The following is a 19,767-nucleotide window of genomic DNA, read 5'->3' as shown; positions in this document are numbered from 1 at the left end:
ACCGTCACCATGCCTCTTCCGCGTCGGCGAGGTCGCCGTCCCGGCCCTCGCGGGCCGCCCCCGTGGGCACTTCCGGCTCACGCCCGGCGTCCTCAGCCTGCTTCGGTTCCGCCTTTTCGGACGGTTCGGCGGTTTCGGCCCGCTTCGTCTCCTCGCGGGCCTGCAGCCGCGCGTACGATAACTCGCTCACGCGCTGCTCCAGCACCGCGATGCGGGTGTCGCGCTCCCCGAGCGCGACCGAGACGCGGTGCAGCGTCTCGTCCACCGCCTGGGTGCTGTAACCCACGAGACCGATCGGAAGCTGAAGCGCGATCAGGTCGGCGGGGGCCATCTGGCCGGCCGCGGGCAGTTCGAGCGGCGGGACGTCAGGGGGGAACTCCGCCATCTCGCCGCCGTGCCCAAGCGAGACCATGACCACGCAGGCGATCACAACGAGTCCGGCGATGACGAGTACGACCAGCACATACGAATCGTGCCACAACTCTTCTCCGTGCGAGCATGGAAGCATGACGCACGTGATCGGGCCCGGCGACGAGATCGAGTCCGGCTGGATCGAGGCCGCCTCGCTGCCGGAGGCGTCCGCGCTGGCCCGGGCCGGACACACCGTCGTGGTGACGCTCCCGGGCGAGGAGACCGAGGCGATCGCGGCCGCCGCGGCCTACGCCTGGGTGGGCGCGAGCGTCTTCCGGACATCCCACGACGTGCGGCAGGCCCTCGACATGACCGAGGCCCTGCTGGGCCGCCGGCCCCCCGCCCTGACCCGGCGCGGCCTGGCCTGAGGGCCTTCTAGCCCTCGCCGAGCTCCCCGACCGAGGGGCTGAGCAGGTGCGTGGGCTGCTCCAGCAGGTCGAGCGCCTCCTCCACCGTGGTCGCCCAGGAGATCGCGTCGAACACGTTGGGCCGCGTGAAGCCCTGCTCGTACATGCCGTCGACCAGGTCGCGCAGCGGCCCGTACAGCCCCCACGGGTCGAGGACGACCAGCGGCCGCTCGTGCATGCCCAGCACCCGGGAGGTCCAGATCTCGAACAGTTCCTCCATGGTGCCGATGCCGCCCGGAAGCACGAGGAACGCGTCGGACCTGGCGTCCATGATTCCTTTGCGCTCGCGCATGTCGGCGGTGACGATCAGCTCGTCGGAGTCGGTGTCGGCGATCTCGATGTCGACGAGGGCCTGGGGGATCACCCCGACCGTGTGGCCGCCGCCGTCGCGGACGGCTCGGGCGACCTCGCCCATGCAGGAGACGATGGCGCCTCCGCTCACGAGGCCGTGGCCGCGCAGGGCCAGCCCGGCGCCCACCTCCCGGGCGAGGTCGATGTACTTACGGTCGATCTTCTGACTGGACGAGCAGTACACACAGACGAACACGTGGCAACCCTACTGAGTGGCGGAGCGCCGGTCGGCCTCGACGATGAGGCGCACGGCCTCGTCGGGGTCGTCGGTGAGCGAGACCAGCCCGACGTCCTGCGGCGAGATCTTCCCGCCGGCCAGCAGCGTGTCGCGGATCCAGTCGATCAGCGGCGACCAGAACGAGACACCCATCATGATCACCGGGAACGAGGTGACCTTCCGCGTCTGCACCAGGGTCAGCGCCTCGAACAGCTCGTCGAGCGTTCCGAACCCGCCGGGCAGGGCCAGGAACCCGCTGGCGTACTTGACGAACATCGTCTTGCGGACGAAGAAGTAGCGGAACTCGACGCCGAGGTCCACGTAGTCGTTGAGGCGCTGTTCGTGCGGCAGCTCGATACCGAGGCCGACCGAAACTCCGCCGGCTTCGAGCGCGCCCTTGTTCGCCGCCTCCATCACCCCGGGGCCGCCGCCGGTGATCACCGCGTAGCCCGCCTTGGCGAGCGCCGCACCGACCTTCACCCCGAGTTCGTAGTCGGGGCTGTCGGGGTCGGTGCGGGCCGAGCCGAAGACGGTCACCGCCGGAGGAAGGTCGGCGAGGGCGCCGAAGCCCTCGACGAACTCCGACTGGATGCGCAGGACTCGCCAGGGATCCTCGTGCAGCCAGCCGGTGGGGCCGCGACGGTCGAGCAGGCGCTGGTCGTGGGTGGATTCGGGGACGAGTCCGCCGCGGACCAGCGACGGACCCTGCCGGCGTTCGGGTCGGGTGTGGTTCATGACGGTCACGCTAACGGTAGGGATCGGGAACGGTGCAACACGCTCGCACTGCCCGGGATGGACCGGCCGAGGCCGCTCCCGGAAGAATCTTGAAAAGATCCTCGGAGGTACGGAACCCGTCGTCGCCGAGGCTCCGTCTAAGCAACGAGGGTGCTGCTCGGGACGAAAGTGGCTTTCCCCGCCAAATGGCCGGCGAGGAAAGCCACTTTCTTCTATGTAGGGACTATTCCGCCAGCCAGGCCGTCATCCGGCGCTCGCTCCCGGCGATCTTGGCCAGGCTCACGTTCTCCCCCGCCGTGTGGGCGATGTCGGGGTTGCCCGGGCCGCAGTTGACCGCGGGCATCCCGAGGGCCGAGAACCGCGCGACGTCGGTCCAGCCGAGCTTGGCCCGGGGCGTGCCGCCGATCGCGGCGGCGAACGCCGCGGCGACGGGGTGGGTCAGCCCCGGCCGCGCCCCCGGCACTCCGTCGGTGAGCCGCACGTCGAAGCCGTCGAAGACCTCCTGGACGTGGGCGAACGCCTCCTCCAGCGTACGGTCGGGGGCGAAGCGGTAGTTCACGGTCACGACGCACTCGTCCGGGATCACGTTCCCGGCCACCCCGCCGCGTACGCCCACCGCGTTGAGCCCCTCGCGGAACCGGAGGCCGTCCACCACCGGGCGCCGCGCCTCGTAGCGGCCGAGGGTCTCCAGGACCGGCGCGATGCCGTGGATGGCGTTGACGCCCTCCCACGACCGGGCGCTGTGCGCGCGCACGCCCTTCACCGTGATCTCGGCGCGCAGCGTGCCCTGGCAGCCGCCCTCGATCAGCCCGTCGGTCGGCTCCATCACGACCGCGAAGTCACCCGTGATCCATTCGGGATGGGTGCGGGTGAGCCGCAGCAAACCGCTCCGCTCGGCCTCGATCTCCTCGCAGTCGTAGAAGACGAAGGTCAGGTCGCGGTTAGGCTCGGTCAGCAGGCAGAGCTTGAGCTGGACGGCCACGCCGCTCTTCATGTCGGACGTCCCGCAGCCGTACAGCACGCCGTCCTCGACCCTGCTGGGCAGGTTGCCGGCCACCGGGACCGTGTCGATGTGGCCGGCGATCACCACGCGCTCGGCCCGGCCGAGGTCGGTCCGCGCCACCACCGCGTCGCCGTCCCGCAGCACCGTCAGGTGCGGCAGCGGATCGAGCGCCTCCTCGACGGCGTCGGCCAGCGCCTTCTCCGCGCCGCTCACCGATTCGATGTCCACCAGTTGCGCCGTCAGCGCGCCCACGTCCTGGGCAAGGTCAAGCCGCATGCCATCCGACCCTAATCCACGGGTTCACGCGACCTGCACGGTGGCGACGGGCTTGGTGGTCTTGCGCCAGCCGTCGTGGCCGCTGGCGGCCGTCCAGGTGACGCCCTCGAAGCGCACCTGGCGCAGGCCGTACTTCTGCGCGTGGGTGACGTACCAGGCGGCGACCAGCCAGCCGCGCTTGGGCGCGTCGTCCGTGCCGAGGGCACGCACGAGCTGCTTGCGCGCGGTCTCGGTCTGCGGCTCGACCGGCTTGTCGGACGGCGGGTACCAGCAGTGCACGGCCTGGGGCACACGCCCGGCGAACGCCGCCGAAAGGATCTTGGCGTTGTACTCGTGCTCGGCGTAGGCCGAGCCGTCGGCGGAGCGCTGCACGGCCTGGGCCGCCTCGTGCAGCGGCAGGGTCCGGTAATGCTTGACCTTCTCCAGGGCGGCGAAGAACTTCCGCGCCGCGTAGACCGGGTCCTGCAACTGCTCGGCCGTCCCCCAGCCCTGCGAGGGCCGCTGCTGGAAGACGCCCACCGAGTCGCGGTCGCCGTAGGGCAGGTTGGCCAGCTTGGACTCCTGGATCGCCGTGACGTAGGCGATCTGGAGGGCGCGCTCGGGCAGCTTGCGCCGCGCCGCGACGGCGGCGATGGTCGCGGCCATCTGGGCCTGCTCGATGTCGAGGTCAAGCGTCCCGTCAGAGGTTTTGATCATGCAGTGTTCGCCCAGCGCGAACGGCTGGGTCCGCTTCAGCAGGTGATAGGCGCCGTAGAAAATGGCCGCGCCCAGCAGGACGACGATGACCATGACGGTCACGACAGGTTTGGTAAGGCGCCGTTCCACAAGCAGAACCTACCCGTGTGATCAGGGAAGCCGATCCACCCGAATGGAACCCGGAGTGAGCGGCCGCGCGTAGGAGGCCTCCCACTGCCCGCCCTGCACGCGCTGGAACGACAGCAGGCGGCCGTCACCCCGATAGTCGGCGAAGTCGAGCAGGCCGCGCTCGGGCAGCCCGGTGGTCCCTTCGGAGCGGAATGCGGCCGTGCCGCGCTCGATTGGATAGAACTCCAGCCCGTCCACGATCAGCATGTGCCTGGCCGGCACCATGCCCTGGGCCGGCACGTCGGTCCACAACAGGACCTCCAGGTGAAGGGGCTCGCCCTCCTCGCCCGGCCGTTCCTCGACCGACAGCCAGTTGTAGCGCCGGGCGCCCTCGTCCAGCAGATACTCCGTCCACTTCTCGCCCTGCATCGTGCAGTGCAGGGCGCCGACGGCCCGGTAGCGGGCGGCCTCCACGTAGACGGTGTCCCCCACCCTGATCGTGCGCGGGTCGAAGAAGTCGGGATCGGCCTCGGGATCACGCGCCGGCGACTCCCCCGGAGCGGCGGGCGGCGTGCGGACCGGCTCACGCGCACGCGCGCGCCGGGCCGCGGCGATCGCGCCCAGCACGACGACGACCGTGGCGAGGCCCAGCACGATCACGATCGCTGTCGTCATGGCGGGCGATCCTACTGGAGGCGGCTCACCGCCGCATCGACGCGCTCGTCCGTGGCGGTGATGGCGATGCGGACGTGGCCGCGCCCGGCGCCGCCGTAGAACTCACCCGGCGCGACGAGGATGCCTCTCTCGGCCAGGGCACGCACCTGGTCCCAGCAGCCGGTGCCGTCGGTGGCCCACAGGTAGAGCCCGGCGGCCGAGTGCTCGACCCGCCAGCCGGCCCGCTCCAGCGCGGGCCGCAGCACCGCCCTGCGCCGGGCGTACCGCTCCCGCTGCTCGTCGGCGTGGGCGTCGTCGTCGAGCACGGCCGCCGTCGCGGCCTGGACCGGGGCGGGCATCATCATGCCGGCGTGCTTGCGCACCTCCAGCAGCCGCCGTACGAGCCGGGGGTCGCCGGCGACGAAGCCGGCGCGGTATCCGGCGAAGTTCGACCGCTTCGACAGCGAGTGGACCGCGAGCAGGTTCTCGTGGGAGCCCTCGCACACGTCCGGATGGAGGACGGAGACCGGGTGCTCCTCCCAGCCCAGCTCGATGTAGCACTCGTCGGACGCGACGACCGCGCCGCGCTCGCGCGCCCACGCGACGACCTTGCGCAGGTGCTCGGCGGGCAGGACGCGCCCGGTGGGGTTGGACGGCGAGTTCACCCAGACGAGGGGCACCCGCTCGGGGCCCAGCGCGAGGAGCCCGTCGGTCGCGTAGGGCTCGGCCCCGGCCAGCCTCGCCCCCACGTCGTACGTGGGATAGGCGAGCTCGGGGAAGACCACGCGCTCGCCGGGCCGCACGCCGAGCAGCGTCGGCAGCCAGGCCACCAGCTCCTTGGAGCCGATGGTCGGCAGCACGTCGGCGGGGTCGACCGTGACTCCGTGCCGCCGCCGCAGCCAGCCCGCGGCCGCCTCACGCAGCCGCGGCGTGCCGTACGTCAGGGGATAGCCGGGGCTGTCGGCGGCGGCGGCGAGCGCCTCGCGAGCGACCGGGGGCACCGGGTCGACCGGCGTGCCGACCGACAGGTCGACCATCCCGCCGGGATGCGCCCGCGCCAGGTCCTGATAGGGCACGAGCCGATCCCATGGGAAGTCCGGCAACGCAAGCAAAGAAAATCCCCCAGTCGTCACGGACGGCGCCGGTCAGGCGTCGGTCAGTGGTCCTCGCCCTGCGGCGGGAGCGCCGCGACGAGCGGGTGGTCCTTGTTGATCTTTCCGACCTTCGAGGCGCCGCCGGGCGAGCCCAGCTCCTCGAAGAAGTCGACGTTGGCCTTGTAGAAGTCCTTCCACTGCTCGGGAAGGTCATCCTCATAGAAGATCGCCTCTACGGGGCACACCGGCTCGCACGCACCGCAGTCCACGCACTCGTCGGGGTGGATGTAGAGCATGCGTTCGCCCTCGTAGATGCAATCGACGGGGCACTCCTCGATGCACGCCTTGTCCAGGACGTCCACGCAAGGCTGCGCGATGACGTACGTCACCTCGGGCTCCTTCTGGGTTGCACGGCTCGACCGCGGGTTGCTAGCCCCTAGTATTGCGGTGCCTGCCGACTAGCCGGAACAGGAGGGGGGCAATCGTCGTGGCCCCTCGGCTCGGAGCCCGTCTCGTGATCGCCATCAGCCCCGCCGACGTGGGCAAACGGGTGACGACGCGGCGCAGGGCGCCCGGCGGGCACCGGGACGCCGTCGGCGTGTTGGAATCCTGGCGCGACGGAGTGCTCACCGTGCGCAAGAGGGACGGAAGCCTCGTGGAGATCGCCGAGGACACTCTGGCCGCGGCCAAGGTCGTGCCGCCCGCGCCGCCCGCCCGGTAATCCCCGCACCTGGTGCGGACGCCGACTCGGTAATACCTCAGCGTGCCGAGGCGAACGACCACCGTCGCGCGGGGAGCATACGCGGCGTGACCATACGTGCCTGCGCCGTGACGATCTCCTCGGCGGTCGTCCTCCTCTTCGCGGCCTCCGCGTGCTCGAAGCCGTCGTCGCCGTCCTCGCCGGACAAGCCGCTGCCGCCCCTGAACCCCCGGGCCGACAGCCTGGAGTCCGGGTTCGGCACCATGGACAGGCTCGTCGAGGCGGCCAAGAAGGAGGGCGCGCTCACGGTCGTGGGCCTGCCGGGCGGCTGGGTCGGTTACAAGGAGATCCTCGCCCGCTTCTCCGACAAGTACGGCATCAAGGTGACCTCGATCGTGCCGGAGGCGAGCAGCAAGCAGGAGATCGACACCGCGGCCCGCCTGAAGGGGACGAACCAGGCGCCGGACGTGTTCGACCTCGCCCTGGAGGTCGCGGTCGCCAACGCCAAGCTGTTCGCGCCCTACCGCGTGACCGGCTGGGCGGACATCCCCGATGAGGCCAAGGAGCAGCGAGGACGCTGGTTCGCCGCCTACGGCGGATACATGTCGATCGGCTACGACCCGAGGAAGGTCCCCGCCCCCGCGTCGTACGGCGCGCTGGTCAGGCCGGGGACGATCGTGGCCCTGCCGGGCGACCCGCGGCAGACGGCCTCCGCGTTCGGCGCCGTGATGGCCGCCTCGCTCGGCAGCGGACTGCCGGACGCGGCGCGGGGCGTGGACCTGTTCGCGCGGCTGAAGAAGGGCGGCATGCTCGGCCGGCCCGACCAGGCGGCCGCGGTGGTGGACTGGGACTACATGAACGCGGCGCGGGCCGCCTCCGGCCAGGGCGCGGCGTCCTGGCGGGTGACGATCCCGAAGAACGAGGTGTTCGCCTCCTACTACATGCAGGCCATCAGCGCCGACGCGCCGCACCCGGCCGCCGCCCGGCTGTGGGAGGAGTTCCTGCTGTCCGACGAGGGCCAGAACCTCTTCCTCAAGGCGTACGCGCGCCCCGCCCGGATGGAGGCCATGGAGATGCGCGACACGCTGGACGCGGACGCCGCCGCCAGGCTGCCGGAGGCGTCCGGCGACCCGGTGATCCTGAACATCCCCGAGCAGGATCAGGCCAAGTCATACGTGACCGCGCACTGGGGCCGGATGGTCGGCTGAGTCCCCCGATCGTCCCCCGATCGTCCCCCGATCTCGCGGGGGCGGCGGAAGCCGTAAAGTGTGTCGTTATCACAGCAGTCTCACAAGTCGGCATGAGATTGCGGCAATCCCGGCACCGGGCACCACGTGTCAGAATGCGAGCCGATCTTGAGGTACGAAACTCCCAGTCTCACCCGATGGAACGCTCGCGCCTACGACAGCTCCTTCGGCTACGTCTCGGCTCAGGGCGCGCCGCTGGTGGAACTGCTCGACCCGCGCCCTGGTGAGCGCGTGCTCGACCTCGGGTGCGGCACCGGCGTGCTCACCGCCGACATCGCCAGGCGCGGCGCCCACGTGCTGGGCATCGACGGCTCCCACTCCATGATCGAGCAGGCCATCGCGCACCATCCCGGCCTCGACTTCACCGTGGGCGACGGTTACGACTTCACCGTCGCCCAGAGGTACGACGCGGTCTTCTCGAACGCCGCGCTGCACTGGATGAGCCGCGACCCCGACGCCGTGATCGACTGCGTGCGGGAGGCGCTGCGGCCCGGCGGCCGGTTCGTCGCCGAGATGGGCGGCGCGGGCAACTGCGCGACCCTGACCTCCGCCGTGCTCACCGCCTGGCGCGAGTACGGCCTGCCCGAGCCCGAGCTGCCGTGGTATTTCCCCAGCCCCGGTGAGTACGCCCACCGCCTGGAGAAGGGCGGGTTCACGGTCCGGCTGCTGGAGTACTTCGACCGTCCCACCCCGCTCGACGAGTGCCCCAACGGCGCGGCCGACTGGGTCCGGACGTTCGCCGGCTCGCTGCTCGACCGGGTCCCCCCGGCGGCCGTGGAGCCGCTGCTGCGCCGGGTCAACGAACTGGCCGCCCCCGCGCTGCGCAGGGAGACCGGCTGGATGGCCGACTACGTCCGCCTCCGTTTCGCCGCAGAACGTCACTGACATCTCCACCACGACGGGGCAATTTGCCAGACTATGGACTGGTCTTCGTGAGTGATGGGGAACGCATGAACTTCTGCCTGAGTGACCTCGTGCCACCGCTGCGCTGGAGTGACGCTGCCCGCATCACGGCCCTGGCCGACCGGCCCGGCCTGCCGGACGCCTGGTGGCGGACGCTGCCCCTGCACAGGGTGCTCGCCGTCCTGGACGCCGAGGCGCTGGGCGACCTGCTCACCGAGCTCGCGGTCGACCACTGGCCGGCGGCGGCCGTCGGCGACGTGCTGCCCGCGCTGCACGTGCTGGACCCCGACGACGCCGACGACCCCCAGGTCGCGATCGCGCTCGACCGGGCGGGGTCGTGGCCCGGCCTGCTCGCGCTGTCCGGCCGGGAACTGGCCGACCAGCCGTTCATCAGGGCCCGCCCCGTGCTGACCGCTCTGTTCAGCGCCGTGTTCTTACGGATGTCCCCGGAGGGGGCCCGGCAGGTCTCCGCGCCGATCTCCGTGCCGGTCGAGGATCCCCCGGACGAACAGGCAGCGGAGGAAGAGGTGCCGGAGCAGGACCCGGACATCCCCGAGTTGATCGACGCGGCGTTCGGCGACCTCGACGACCAGACCTGGATGGTGGCGCAGAACCGGGTCTTCGCCGGCGAGCCGTCCGATCCCGAGCAGCTGGCCAGGCTGCTCGCCGTCCCTCCCGACGTCATCCACGACCTCGATGCGGCCCTGCGCGACCGGCTGTCCCGCTGGCTCGCGCTTCCGGAGGCGAAGCCGTACAACGAGCATCTGGCCTGGCTCACCGACACCTTCGGAGTCGCGGTCCCCGAGCAGCGGTTCGTCACGGCGGCCGAGTGGCACGAGCGCGAACTGCGCTCGCTGGAGCTGCCCGCCTGGCGGTTCGTGCTCGCCACGCTCCCCGGATACCGCCTCTCCGGCGACTGGATCGTGGCCGGCGACATCGAGGAACTGCGGGAGAGCACGCGGAGCCTGATCGCCTCGGCCGAGCGCCCGCCGACCGTTCCCCAGGCGCTGGAGATGATCGGCTCTCTCGGCGTCCGTCCCGACGTCGCCAGGCAATGGCTGGAGAGCGTGCCGCAACTGCGCGCTCAGAAGGCGTCCCAGGTCGACCCCGACCGGCAGCAGGACCGGCAGCAGGGCGGGCAGCAGGGCGGGCTCAAGGACGTCGCGCTGACCCGGCGGTGCTTCCGGCAGCCGGACGGCCGGTGGTGGCTCAGGGTCGACGTCTCCGGCGACCACCTCCACGGCAGCGAGGTGCCGCTGCCGAGCGGGTTCGCGGCGTACGTCCATCTGGCGCCGGGCGAGGACCGCACGGTGCGCAGCGCGGCCGGGGAGGTCGGCCTGTCCTGGCACGCGCGGCCGGTCCTGGGCTCCCTCCAGCGGATTCTCGGCGAGGTCTCGGCCGAGGAGGGCAGCCACATCTTCCTGACCCTGTCCGAGGAGGGCATGCTGCGCGTACGGCACCTGCCGGCGGCGAACGGCGGCGACCAGACGAGCCGCGCGCTGCGCCTGGTGGGCTACACCGCGCCGAGCGGCACGACCGAGCAGGCCGCGCGGGTGATCGCGGCGCGCGTCGGCCTCACCGCACCCGCCGGACGGCCCGAACTCCTCGCGCGGCTGCGAGAACGCGGGGACCGCGACCTGCTGACCCTGCTGGGATAGCCGATGCCCCGGCTCGCGATCTCCCCGGAGTTCCTGCGCGGGCTCGGCGCGCTCACCCGCCCGGTCCGCCGCGACGTCGCCGTCGCGGTGCGCCGGTTCCTGCTGAACGCGTCCGCCGCGCCGCACCCCGAGAGGGTGCGCAACTGCCGCGATCCCCGCGTCGCCACGCTGCGGCTCGCCGACCGCCACCGGGGGGTGGTGGTGCGGCAGGAGGACGTCTACTGGCTGCTCACCGTGCTGCCGGACGCCGAGGCGTGGGCGTACGCGCAGCGGCACAGATTCGGTGTCAACACGGCCGTCGGGATCGTCGAGATCTGGGACGCCGAGGCTCTGGAGCGGATCGAGCCGGCTCTGCGCCGCGCGTCGAGGACCGGCGGCCGGCCGCTGTTCGAGAACTGGTGCGACTCCGATCTGCTGAACGTCGGCGTCGACGCCCAGCTGCTGCCGCTGCTGCGGCTGATGACGTCGGAGTCGCATCTCGCGGCCGTGGAGCCGCTGCTCCCGCACAGCCAGTACGCGCCACTCGCCGCGCTCGCCCGCGGCGGCTCGCTCACGGCGGCCTGGCGCGAGCTGGACGCCTGCCGCTCCCGCGTCGCCGACGAGATCGACCCCGAGGACCTCCTGACGGCGCTGCGGCGCAGCCCCGACCGGGCCGCGTTCACCGCCGACGCCGCTGAGCTCGAACGCGTCCTCATGCTGCCGGGCTGGTGCACGTTCCTCTATCCGCCGCAGCACACGTACGCCAACTGGCCGGCGTACGAGCAGCCGGTGCTGATCACCGGGGGCGCGGGCACGGGGAAGACGGTCGCCGCGCTGCACCGGGCGGCCCTGCTGGCCCGCGCGGCCACCGGCCCGGTGCTGCTGGTGACGTTCTCCCAGAGCCTCGCGACCGAGCTGTCCGCGCGGCTCGACATGATCATCGATGACGAGGTGGTCCGCAAGCGCGTCGAGGTGGGCAACGTCGACAGGATGGCGCATCGCATCGTCGCCGAGGCGGAGGGCCGCGCCCCCGCCCTCGTCTCCTCCGACGACCTGGCCGGGCTGTGGCAGGAGGCCGCCGTCGGGCGCTTCGGCAGCGCGTTCCTGCTGCGCGAGTGGGAGCAGGTGATCCTCGCGCAGGACCTGCGGACGCTGGAGGAGTATCAGTCCGCCGCCCGGCCCGGCCGCGGCGTCCGGCTCGACGCCGAGGCCAGGACGACGGTGTGGGAGGCCGTCCAGCAGGTCGTACGGCACCTGCGCGAGTCCGGCCGGCGCACCCTGCTCCAGCTCGCCTCGGAGGCGGCGGGCCTGCTCGGGCGGGCCGTGGGCGACCTGCTGGGCGACGAGGCGCCGGGGCGGGAGCCGTACCGGCACATCGTGGTGGACGAGGCGCAGGACCTGCACCCGGCCCAGTGGCGGCTGCTGCGGGCGGCGGTCCCCGCCGCCCCGAACGACCTGTTCATCGTGGGAGACCCGCACCAGCGCATGTTCGACACGCGGGTCGCGCTGGCGGACGTCGGCATCCCCGCCCGTCAGTTCCGTCTGAAGATCTCCCACCGGCTGCCCGCCGAGATCCTCTCGTGGGGAGTGCGCCTGCGCGGCGGCGGTCCGGCCGACGGCCTGGTCGCGGGCAACGCCGCGATGTACGGCTACCGCGCGCTGGACTACGGCGCGCGTCCGATGGTGCGCGGGTACGTGGACGCGGAGGCGGAGATCGCCGGGCTCGTCTCCACCGTGGCCGAGTGGCTTGAGGAAGGGGTGCCGACCGCCGAGATCGCGGTGGCCGCGCGTACCTCGGACCTCCTGCGTACCGCCCGCACCGCACTACGCGAAGCGGGCATCACGGTCAAAGTCACCTCCCTTCATGGCATGAAAGGGCTGGAATTCCGCCGGGTGGCCGTGATAGGCGTGGCTGACGGAATCGTGCCGGCGCCGGACGCGCTGACCCCGGCCGACGAGGACCCGACGGCCCGGGCGCACGATCTGCAACGCGAACGGGGGCTGCTCTACGTGGCGTGCACGCGGGCGGGAGAGCTGCTCTACGTGTCCTATTCGGGGCGCGCCAGTCCCTTCATCCCGGCCTGACGTCCGATCCCCTAGTCTGAACTGCGGATATATTCCCCTTGCCGGTTGGACCTGCATGAACCTCAGCCTTAGCGACATCGTGCCTCCGCTGCGCTGGACCGCGCCCAGCCAGGTAGAGCCGATCGCGAGCGACCCCGGTCTTCCCGACGCGTGGTGGCAGGCGCTTCCCCTCGGCCGGGCCTGCGCGGCGGTGGGAACCGGCCAGGTCGCCTCCCGGCTCGCCGACCTCACCACCGCCTGCTGGGCGCACCTGGTCCTCGGCGACATCCTCCCGCTGCTGAGGTTCACCCACCCGGAGGAGAGCCTCCAGACGCCCGGCCCCCGGGAGAGCGTCCGCGACCTCTACGTCGAAGTGATCGACAAGCTGCTGGCCACGGAGCCTGTGGAGGAGCAGGCCGGGGCGCCGGTCCCGCCGGCCCTTCCCGACCGGCCGATGCCCGAGGTCATCGACGAGATCTTCGCCCGGCTCGACGACCGTCAGCGGGCCATCGCGCGTGACCGGCTCTACTTCGACACATCGCTGCACCCCGGCCAGGCCCAGCGGGCCACGTTGGACGAGCTGGCCCAGCGCTTCTCGGTCACCCGCGAGCGGATCCGGCAGATCGAGCGCGACCTGCGCGACCACGTGGCGGGCTGGCTGAACGGCCCGTCCGCCGCGCCGCTGAACGCCCACCTGTCCTGGCTGCGCACCCGGCTGGGCTCGGCCGTTCCCGCCGACGACCTCGCCGCCGCCGTGCCCTGGCACCGCACCGAGCTGATCACGCTCGCGATCCCCGCCTGGCGGTTCGTCCGTACGCTGCTGACCGGGTACGAGCAGGTGGACGGCTGGATGATCGCAGGCGGCGCGGACGAGCTCAGGGACAAGACACGGCAACTGTTCGCCGACGGCCCCCGGCCGCTGGAGGAGGCGGTCTCCCTCGTCGCCCAGCTCGGCATCCGGGAGGACGTCGCCGACCGCTGGCTGGCGTCGGTGCCGCACCTGCGGCTCATGGACGGCCACGTCGTCCCCTGGCCGCGCAGCATGGGCGACAAGGCGGAGGCCGTGCTGACGGTCGCCCACGCCCCGCTCACCCCCGAGGACATCCAGGGGCGCATCGGCGAGGACTACAGCCTCGTCGGCATCCGCAACCAGCTCGCCGCGGACGAGCGGTTCATCCGGCTCGACCGCAGCAAGTACGGCCTGCGGAGCTGGGGCGGCGACGAGTACCTCGGCATCCGGGAGATGATCATTCGGGAGATCGAGCGCGCGGGCGGCGAGGCGTCCGTGAGCACGGTCGTGGACAACCTGACCTCCCACTACGACGTGAGCGAGAGCTCCATCAGGGCGTACGCCGGAGGGCCCGGGTTCGAGCGGACCCAGCGCGGCTACATCAGGGTGGCCGGCCAGGACCAGGCCGAGCCGTACCAGCCGCGACGGGACGTCTCGATGACCCGCCGCTGCTTCCGCAGCAGGGACGGCCGCTGGTGGCACCGCGTCGACGTGAACGCCGAGCACCTGCGCGGCTCGGGCTCCCCGCTGCCGACCGGCTTCGCCGCGCACCTCGGCATGGCGCCCGGCGGGCAGCTCACCGCCTCCACGGCGTCGGGCGAGGTGGTGATCAGCTGGCACAACCAGCCGACCATCGGCTCGATCAGGCACGTTCTCGCGGAGTACAACGCGTCTGAGGGCGACCATGTCTTCCTCACGGTCTCCGACGGCGGGGAGCTGCTGACCCGCTTCCTGCCGGCGGCGGGGGCCGGGCTGCCCGCGATCAATCACGCGCTGCACCTGATCGGGTACACCGCCCCGGTGGCGTCGGAGGCCGAGGGCCTGCGTCTCATCGGCGCCCGCATCGGCCTGCCCGAGGGGTCCGTCCGCGAGGACGTCCTCGACCGCCTGCGCGAGCGCGGCGACCGCGACATCATCCGTTTTCTGCCCTGATTCCGGCCCGGATTTCGGCGCTGATTACGGCGCTGATTACGGCGCTGATTACGGCGCAGGGGCCGGGGCGGGGATGTCGGGGGGAGCACGTAGGCTCGGAGCATGTTGCGGCTCCAAGACACCCTGACCCGGCAGATCGTGCCCGTCGCCCCGGCCGGTTCGCGGGTTCTGCGGATGTACACCTGCGCCGCGCACGGGCCCGCCGGCCTCGCCGACCTGCGCGCCGCCCTGCTCGCCGACCTGGTCCGCCGCATCGCCGAACGCTCCAATCTGCGGGTGCTCGCCTGCCGCAATGTCTCCGATCTCGTTCACCGGGACGGCGGCGATGGTGGTGGTGACGCCGGCGATGCCCGGGACCCTCGGGGCCCTCGTGGCGGGAACGGCGCGTCTCTCGACGCCGACATGCTCGCGCTCAACATGCGCGCCCCCGAGCACTCCCCCAGGACCAGCGAGACGATGGGCCTGGTGATCGAACTCATCGGGCGGCTCATCGAGCGCGGTCACGCCTACGCCACCCCGGAGGGGGCGGTGTTCTTCGACGCGGCGTCCTTCCCCACGTACGGCGAGATCTCCGGCAAGCCGGGCTCCGCGCCCGACTGGCCCCTCTGGGAGCCGGCGGCGGAGCCCTCAAGGGATTCGGCCGCCGGCGACGCCGGAGCGGTCTGGGACGCGCCCTGGGGCCGCGGTCTCCCCGGCCGCGACCTGGAGTGCTCCGCCACGCCGCTGCGGTTCCTCGGCCCCCGCTTCGACCTGTACGTGGGCGGGGCCGACCTGTGCTTTCCTCACCACGAGAGGGCGCGGGCCCAGTCGAACGCCGCCACCGGTCAGGAGGCCGCCGCCCACTGGGCGCATTCTGGTCGCCTGCTGTTCGAGGGCCGCCCGGCCGGCGCCGGTCACGTCGTGCCACTGTCCGGCTTCGTCGACGCCGGTCTCGATCCCCTCGCCGTACGACTGGCCCTGCTGGAGCACCACTACCGGCGACCGATCGACCTCAGCTGGGATGATCTTCGTGCCGCCGACGAGGAGTTGCGGCGGCTTCGGCGGCGGGTGGCCGAATGGGCGGAGTTGCCGAGCCGCCCGATCGACGACGCCCACTCAGGGCGCGTCCAGCGGGCGCTGGAGGACGACCTCGACACGCCCGAAGCCCTACGCCTGCTGCGCGACCTGGAGGCCGACGAGTCGGTCGCGCCGGGGTCCAAGTTCGAGACCTTCCTCCACTTCGACCACGTGCTCGCCCTCGGCCTGCCCGCCGACATCGGCCGTATCTAGTGCGCTGTCCACCGTCGTTCACCGGGGTGGAGGGAGCGGAGCGGGCTTCGCGAGGACCGGAGGTTCCTTCCGGCGCAATGATCGACCCGGCCAAGATTTGTGGACACTCCCCTAGCGGGCACTTCTCACGCGTGCAGGGACCGGCCGGCCGATCCGCTTCGCGCACCTGACCGAACCGACCACCGGCCGCCCTCTCGTCGCCCGAACGGGCCACCACCGGCCCCCCTCTCATCGCCCGAACGAGCCCACCACCGGCCTCCTTCGCGCGTACTGACAGCTGGCCCGGCAGCGGATTCGCCTGCCGCCCAGAGTGAGGGCCGAAGTCACGTCAGCGCCTGGCCTGTTGGACGGCCTCGGCAGTCGCCTCCGCTCCTTTCCTGCGAGCTCGGCCGTCCAGCTCGGTATCCGCGCCCGTAACCCGCAGACCGTTAAACGCGGCTGCGAGAGGAGCACCCCGGACAGCCGACCCCTTCCGGGCCTCAAGCACGCGAGAACAACCGGCGACTCAACCTGATGCTCCAACTATTCGCTTCTGTCGGTTGCTCAGAGTGACGAGCAGGTGGAAGAATTCATACAAGAGTTCGAATCGAGTGAGGAGGCTGCGGTGGATCTGTTAGATCCGGATTCTGGCCACCGTCGTCGTTCGAACGATGCCGACAGAGAGTGGTGGGATCGGCTGAGCGCCGATTCCCCTCTGTGGTCGTCGGAAGGTTCGCTCGCCCGCGAGCACTTTCCGATCGCCGACCCCCAGCCGGCGCGGCACGCGAGCCACACCAAGGCTGACACCAGCACCAAGAGCACCGGCAGCAGTGCCAGCAGCACCGACAGCGGGCTCACCGACGGTGAGGGCGTCGACGACGCGACCAGTGCCACGAGCGGCGACAGCGCCGACAGCGCTGGTGCCCGTGCCGGTGCCGGGAGCGCCCGTGGTGCAGGCGATGGCCGGAGTGCCGGTGGTGCCGGAGCCGGGAGGGCCGGTGGTTGTGGTGCCGGTCCCGGTCAGGGCAAGGGCCGGTCGTCGTGGGTGCTCGTGAGTTCGTTGCGCGAGTCGGCGCAGGCGTTGGCGCTGATGCCGTTGCCGGACGATGCGGACATCTGCGTGGCCGAGGCTGAGGATTTGCTGTTCGCGCGGGATCGGATCACGTGCGCGTTGGCGGATCGGGTGGGGCAGGTGCATCGGGCGGGGCAGGCCAAACAGCATGGGCATGCCTCCACCCGCAGCTGGCTGCGCACCGCCGCCGGGATGAGCGTGGCCGGAGCGGGCCGTCTGCTGACCTTGGCGGTGGAGCTGGCCCGCCTACCGAGGGTGCGGGAGAAGTTCGCCGCCGGGAACCTGTCGGCGGGGGTGGTGGAGGCGATCTGCACCGCCACCGCGCGGTTGAGCGATGAGCACGCGGGGCTGGCCGAGCCGATTTTGCTGGAGCTGGCGGGCAAGGCGGGGCCGGCGGAGGTGGCCAAAGCCGGGCGTTACTTGCGGGCGGTGCTGGACCCTGATGGTGAGGAGCGGGACGAGCGGGCCGATTACGGGCGGCGGTTTTTGCGGGTCCGCCCCACTGCGGGCGGTGGGTTGGAGGGGGAGTTTTATCTGCCGCGTGAGGCGGCGGCCCGGTTGCGGGCGCTGCTGGATGCTTATGCCAAGCCGGGCGCGGAGGGCGATGATCGGCCGCTGCGGGTCCGCCAGGCGGATGCGTTCATCGCGTTGATGGAGCAGAAGATCGTCGCTGAGCTCCTGGTCCTGGTCAACGCCGAATCCCTCCCCACCGACCCCCAACCCGACCACCCCGAAGACCCCGCCCCCGAACCCGACCACCCTGAAGACGCCCAGGACGCCCAGAGTGCCGAGGACGCGCAGGTCGGCGAGAGCGCTGAGGACGACGGCCGGGACGCCCAGGGTGCGGACAACGCTGAGGACGCGCAGGTCGGCGAGAAGGCCGAGAACGCCGAGAACGGTGAGGGCACCGAGGGCGCGCAGGGTGACGAGGGTGCCGGCGACGGCCAGGACGCCCAGGATGCCGAGGGCGCGGCCACTGCCGAGGATGGCGACAGTGAGGACACCGACGTCTCCGGCGGCAGCGGAAGCGTTGACGGGCCCTGCCCGGTGGAAGACGGCGACGTCGAAGACGCCATCCCCACCGACGACCCCGGCAACCTCAGCGACGACGACCCCGGCGACGCGGACCCCAGCGATGTGGGCGACGCGGGCATGACCGGTGCTGCCGCACCTGCTCAGGGTGAGGGCCCCCACCGGCCACGTGACCCCGGCACCGCCGAAGCCGAGACAGCAGCCGCTCCGGCAGCCGATGCCGATGCCGGGGCAGCCACCGACGCCGCCGCCGGGAGCACCAACCTTGACCTCGCGTCTGCCGAGGACGACGACACCGCACCACCCAGGGGCGCAGACCGCGACCATGCCGCGGCCCACGCTGAAACAGACCCCGAGCGTGCACCAGCATGGCCTGCCTACGGCGGAAGCACGCCCCCACACACAGCTCCGCCACACGCAGCGCCACCACACGCAGCGCCACCACATGCGGTGCGTCCCCGCGCGGCGCATTCTCGCGCGGCGGAATGGCCGGATCCTCCTCCCGAGGACGCCGCTGCGCATCACGCCCACGCCGGGCATCGGCCTGCGGGGGACTGCAGGCATGCGCAGGGCACGCCTGAGAACCAGAGCGACATGCGCTGTGAGCAGCGCCGCCACGAGCCGGACCGCCGTTGTGAGCCCGGCTTCGATGAGCCAGGCAGTGATGAGCAGGGCCGGGATCAGCCGGGCTGGGCGCAGCAGGACGCGGCAGATGGGCAGAGCGCGTGCGGGTGCGGCGGCGAGGCCCGGTGCTCCTGCACGTCGGGGACAACGGGAACAGCACCGGGCGCAGTGCCGGAAGCACCGCCGGGCGCGCCGAGGCCAGGGACACCCCCGGGGACGCCAACGGGGACAGCGCCCGGAACAGCGCCGGGGACACCACCGGGCGAGCCACTGGGAACAGCACCGGGGAGGCCAGCGGGAGCAGCGCCGGGTGAGACGCTGCTCGGGGCGGTGCCGGGAGCTCTGCTGGGCACCGCGCCGGGGTTGTTGCTGGCGACCGGGCAGATGCTGCCCCTCGCCAGCGTGCATCGCCTGGCCCGCACCTCCGCGCTGGTGCGGCTGGTGATGGACGCCGAGGGGCAGGTGCTGGACATGGGCCGCAAGGTCCGCCTGGCCACCCCCGCCCAACGACGGGCCGTCTACGCCCGCTACGCCACCTGCTGGATCGACGGCTGCCCGCTGCCCGCCACCATGTGCCAGATCGACCACGCCGACAACTGGAGCACCGGCGGCCTGACCGACCTGAAACTCCTCGGCCCGGCCTGCCAGTTCCACAACCGCGACCGCTACCAACACCCCGACCGCTACACCCGCCACAAGACCGGCACCGACCGCTGGACCTTCACCTACCACCCGGCCCGGGCCCGGCGGCTATGGGAGTGAGAGAGCCGCCGGGTGGCGGCACCGGCAGCAGCCGGAAAGCTCAGACGTCGAGGCGCTGGTCGCTGACGAGGATGCCGTCCTCGTCGCTGTAGAGCCATGCACCCGGGGGGAAGGACACGTCGCCGAAGTTCACCGGGACGTCGATCTCCCCCAGGCCGGTCTTGGCGCTCTTGCGCGGGTTGACGCCGAGCGCCTTGATACCAAGGTCGAGCCTGGTCAGGGCTGCCGTGTCCCTTACCGCGCCGTTGATCACCACGCCCGCCCAGCGGTTCTCCACCGCCGAGGTCGCAATCATGTCGCCGAGCAGCGCCGTACGCAGCGATCCGCCGCCGTCGGCCACCAGCACCCGGCCCTCGCCCGGTGTCGCGAGCACCTGCTTGACGAGCGCGTTGTCCTCCAGGCAGCGGACCGTGGCGATCTGGCCGGAGAATCGCGTCCGTGAGCCGTACGAGCGGAACTGTGTGACACAACTGCGCAGCGCGTCACCGTGGGCGTCGTAGAGATCGGCGGTCGCGAAGCTCATGGCCGCACGGTGCCAGGGCCCGCGCGATCGTTGCCGCCGAACGGAAACTCCGGGGTTTGTC

At 71.8% G+C, this 19,767-nt stretch carries 18 protein-coding genes; 9 read left to right on the top strand and 9 right to left on the bottom strand.

Annotated features, from left to right (window positions below; genetic code table 11):
- Nucleotides 1-4 precede the first annotated feature (4 nt).
- Nucleotides 5-463, bottom strand: coding sequence for a hypothetical protein (locus tag FLX07_RS14705; protein ID WP_142571331.1), 459 nt, complete (start codon nucleotides 461-463; stop codon nucleotides 5-7).
- 43 nt (nucleotides 464-506) lie between these two features.
- Between FLX07_RS14705 and FLX07_RS37025 the strand changes: the two genes are divergently transcribed.
- Nucleotides 507-779, top strand: coding sequence for a hypothetical protein (locus FLX07_RS37025; RefSeq protein ID WP_191052451.1), 273 nt, complete (start codon nucleotides 507-509; stop codon nucleotides 777-779).
- Nucleotides 780-786: 7 nt separating this feature from the next.
- Here the strand turns inward: FLX07_RS37025 and FLX07_RS14695 are convergent, their stop codons facing one another.
- From FLX07_RS14695 to fdxA, 7 genes are all read right to left on the bottom strand, one after another.
- On the bottom strand, nucleotides 787-1,365 hold the full coding sequence (locus FLX07_RS14695) for an LOG family protein (RefSeq protein ID WP_142571330.1): 579 nt from the start codon (nucleotides 1,363-1,365) through the stop codon (nucleotides 787-789).
- Between the two features lie 9 nt (nucleotides 1,366-1,374).
- On the bottom strand, nucleotides 1,375-2,121 hold the full coding sequence (locus FLX07_RS14690) for an LOG family protein (protein WP_142571329.1): 747 nt from the start codon (nucleotides 2,119-2,121) through the stop codon (nucleotides 1,375-1,377).
- Nucleotides 2,122-2,344: 223 nt separating this feature from the next.
- Nucleotides 2,345-3,400: a succinyl-diaminopimelate desuccinylase gene (gene dapE / locus FLX07_RS14685; RefSeq protein ID WP_142571328.1), complete on the bottom strand. Its 1,056-nt coding sequence runs from the start codon at nucleotides 3,398-3,400 to the stop codon at nucleotides 2,345-2,347.
- Nucleotides 3,401-3,424: 24 nt separating this feature from the next.
- Complete coding sequence (locus tag FLX07_RS14680) at nucleotides 3,425-4,189, bottom strand: hypothetical protein (RefSeq protein ID WP_223853233.1); 765 nt, start codon at nucleotides 4,187-4,189, stop codon at nucleotides 3,425-3,427.
- 57 nt (nucleotides 4,190-4,246) lie between these two features.
- Entirely contained in the window at nucleotides 4,247-4,879 is a 633-nt protein-coding gene (locus FLX07_RS14675; RefSeq protein WP_142571326.1) for a DUF4178 domain-containing protein, read from the bottom strand.
- A gap of 11 nt (nucleotides 4,880-4,890) precedes the next feature.
- Entirely contained in the window at nucleotides 4,891-5,970 is a 1,080-nt protein-coding gene (gene dapC / locus FLX07_RS14670; protein ID WP_142571325.1) for a succinyldiaminopimelate transaminase, read from the bottom strand.
- A gap of 44 nt (nucleotides 5,971-6,014) precedes the next feature.
- Nucleotides 6,015-6,341 carry a ferredoxin gene (gene fdxA, locus FLX07_RS14665; protein WP_030507471.1) on the bottom strand — a complete coding sequence of 109 codons (327 nt, stop codon included), beginning with the start codon at nucleotides 6,339-6,341 and terminating at the stop codon, nucleotides 6,015-6,017.
- Between the two features lie 125 nt (nucleotides 6,342-6,466).
- Between fdxA and FLX07_RS14660 the strand changes: the two genes are divergently transcribed.
- The 8 genes from FLX07_RS14660 to FLX07_RS14620 all read left to right on the top strand — a co-directional run bounded on the left by FLX07_RS14660 (nucleotide 6,467) and on the right by FLX07_RS14620 (nucleotide 19,183).
- Nucleotides 6,467-6,673, top strand: coding sequence for a putative acetyltransferase (locus tag FLX07_RS14660; RefSeq protein WP_229689749.1), 207 nt, complete (start codon nucleotides 6,467-6,469; stop codon nucleotides 6,671-6,673).
- An 86-nt stretch (nucleotides 6,674-6,759) separates the two neighbouring features.
- Nucleotides 6,760-7,860, top strand: coding sequence for an ABC transporter substrate-binding protein (locus tag FLX07_RS14655; RefSeq protein WP_142571323.1), 1,101 nt, complete (start codon nucleotides 6,760-6,762; stop codon nucleotides 7,858-7,860).
- A gap of 147 nt (nucleotides 7,861-8,007) precedes the next feature.
- Entirely contained in the window at nucleotides 8,008-8,784 is a 777-nt protein-coding gene (locus FLX07_RS14650; protein WP_142571322.1) for a class I SAM-dependent methyltransferase, read from the top strand.
- A 47-nt stretch (nucleotides 8,785-8,831) separates the two neighbouring features.
- Complete coding sequence (locus tag FLX07_RS14645) at nucleotides 8,832-10,460, top strand: hypothetical protein (protein WP_142571321.1); 1,629 nt, start codon at nucleotides 8,832-8,834, stop codon at nucleotides 10,458-10,460.
- Nucleotides 10,461-10,463: 3 nt separating this feature from the next.
- On the top strand, nucleotides 10,464-12,524 hold the full coding sequence (locus tag FLX07_RS14640) for a UvrD-helicase domain-containing protein (protein WP_142571320.1): 2,061 nt from the start codon (nucleotides 10,464-10,466) through the stop codon (nucleotides 12,522-12,524).
- Between the two features lie 55 nt (nucleotides 12,525-12,579).
- A complete protein-coding gene (locus FLX07_RS14635) occupies nucleotides 12,580-14,445 on the top strand; it encodes a sigma factor-like helix-turn-helix DNA-binding protein (protein ID WP_142571319.1) in 1,866 nt (621 codons plus the stop codon).
- A gap of 102 nt (nucleotides 14,446-14,547) precedes the next feature.
- Nucleotides 14,548-15,714: a cysteine--tRNA ligase gene (locus FLX07_RS14630; protein WP_142571318.1), complete on the top strand. Its 1,167-nt coding sequence runs from the start codon at nucleotides 14,548-14,550 to the stop codon at nucleotides 15,712-15,714.
- A gap of 604 nt (nucleotides 15,715-16,318) precedes the next feature.
- A complete protein-coding gene (locus tag FLX07_RS14620; RefSeq protein ID WP_167748242.1) occupies nucleotides 16,319-19,183 on the top strand; it encodes an HNH endonuclease signature motif containing protein in 2,865 nt (954 codons plus the stop codon).
- Between the two features lie 40 nt (nucleotides 19,184-19,223).
- Here the strand turns inward: FLX07_RS14620 and rraA are convergent, their stop codons facing one another.
- Entirely contained in the window at nucleotides 19,224-19,706 is a 483-nt protein-coding gene (rraA, locus tag FLX07_RS14615) for a ribonuclease E activity regulator RraA (protein WP_142571315.1), read from the bottom strand.
- Nucleotides 19,707-19,767 lie beyond the last annotated feature (61 nt).

Origin of the sequence: Microbispora bryophytorum (genome assembly GCF_006874465.1) — a bacterium.
Lineage (GTDB): Bacteria > Actinomycetota > Actinomycetes > Streptosporangiales > Streptosporangiaceae > Microbispora > Microbispora bryophytorum.
The sequence above is the reverse complement of the archived record's forward strand: the minus strand, read 5'-3'. Positions and strand labels throughout refer to the sequence as shown.

Bases quoted from the DNA above. Each gene is read 5' to 3' on its own strand.
- FLX07_RS37025 (WP_191052451.1), top strand. From the start codon at position 507: ATGACGCACGTGATCGGGCCCGGCGACGAGATCGAGTCCGGCTGGATC.
- FLX07_RS14690 (WP_142571329.1), bottom strand. From the start codon at position 2,121: ATGAACCACACCCGACCCGAACGCCGGCAGGGTCCGTCGCTGGTCCGC.
- dapE (WP_142571328.1), bottom strand. From the start codon at position 3,400: ATGCGGCTTGACCTTGCCCAGGACGTGGGCGCGCTGACGGCGCAACTG.
- FLX07_RS14680 (WP_223853233.1), bottom strand. From the start codon at position 4,189: ATGGTCATCGTCGTCCTGCTGGGCGCGGCCATTTTCTACGGCGCCTAT.
- FLX07_RS14675 (WP_142571326.1), bottom strand. From the start codon at position 4,879: ATGACGACAGCGATCGTGATCGTGCTGGGCCTCGCCACGGTCGTCGTC.
- FLX07_RS14640 (WP_142571320.1), top strand. From the start codon at position 10,464: ATGCCCCGGCTCGCGATCTCCCCGGAGTTCCTGCGCGGGCTCGGCGCG.
- FLX07_RS14635 (WP_142571319.1), top strand. From the start codon at position 12,580: ATGAACCTCAGCCTTAGCGACATCGTGCCTCCGCTGCGCTGGACCGCG.
- FLX07_RS14630 (WP_142571318.1), top strand. From the start codon at position 14,548: ATGTTGCGGCTCCAAGACACCCTGACCCGGCAGATCGTGCCCGTCGCC.
- rraA (WP_142571315.1), bottom strand. From the start codon at position 19,706: ATGAGCTTCGCGACCGCCGATCTCTACGACGCCCACGGTGACGCGCTG.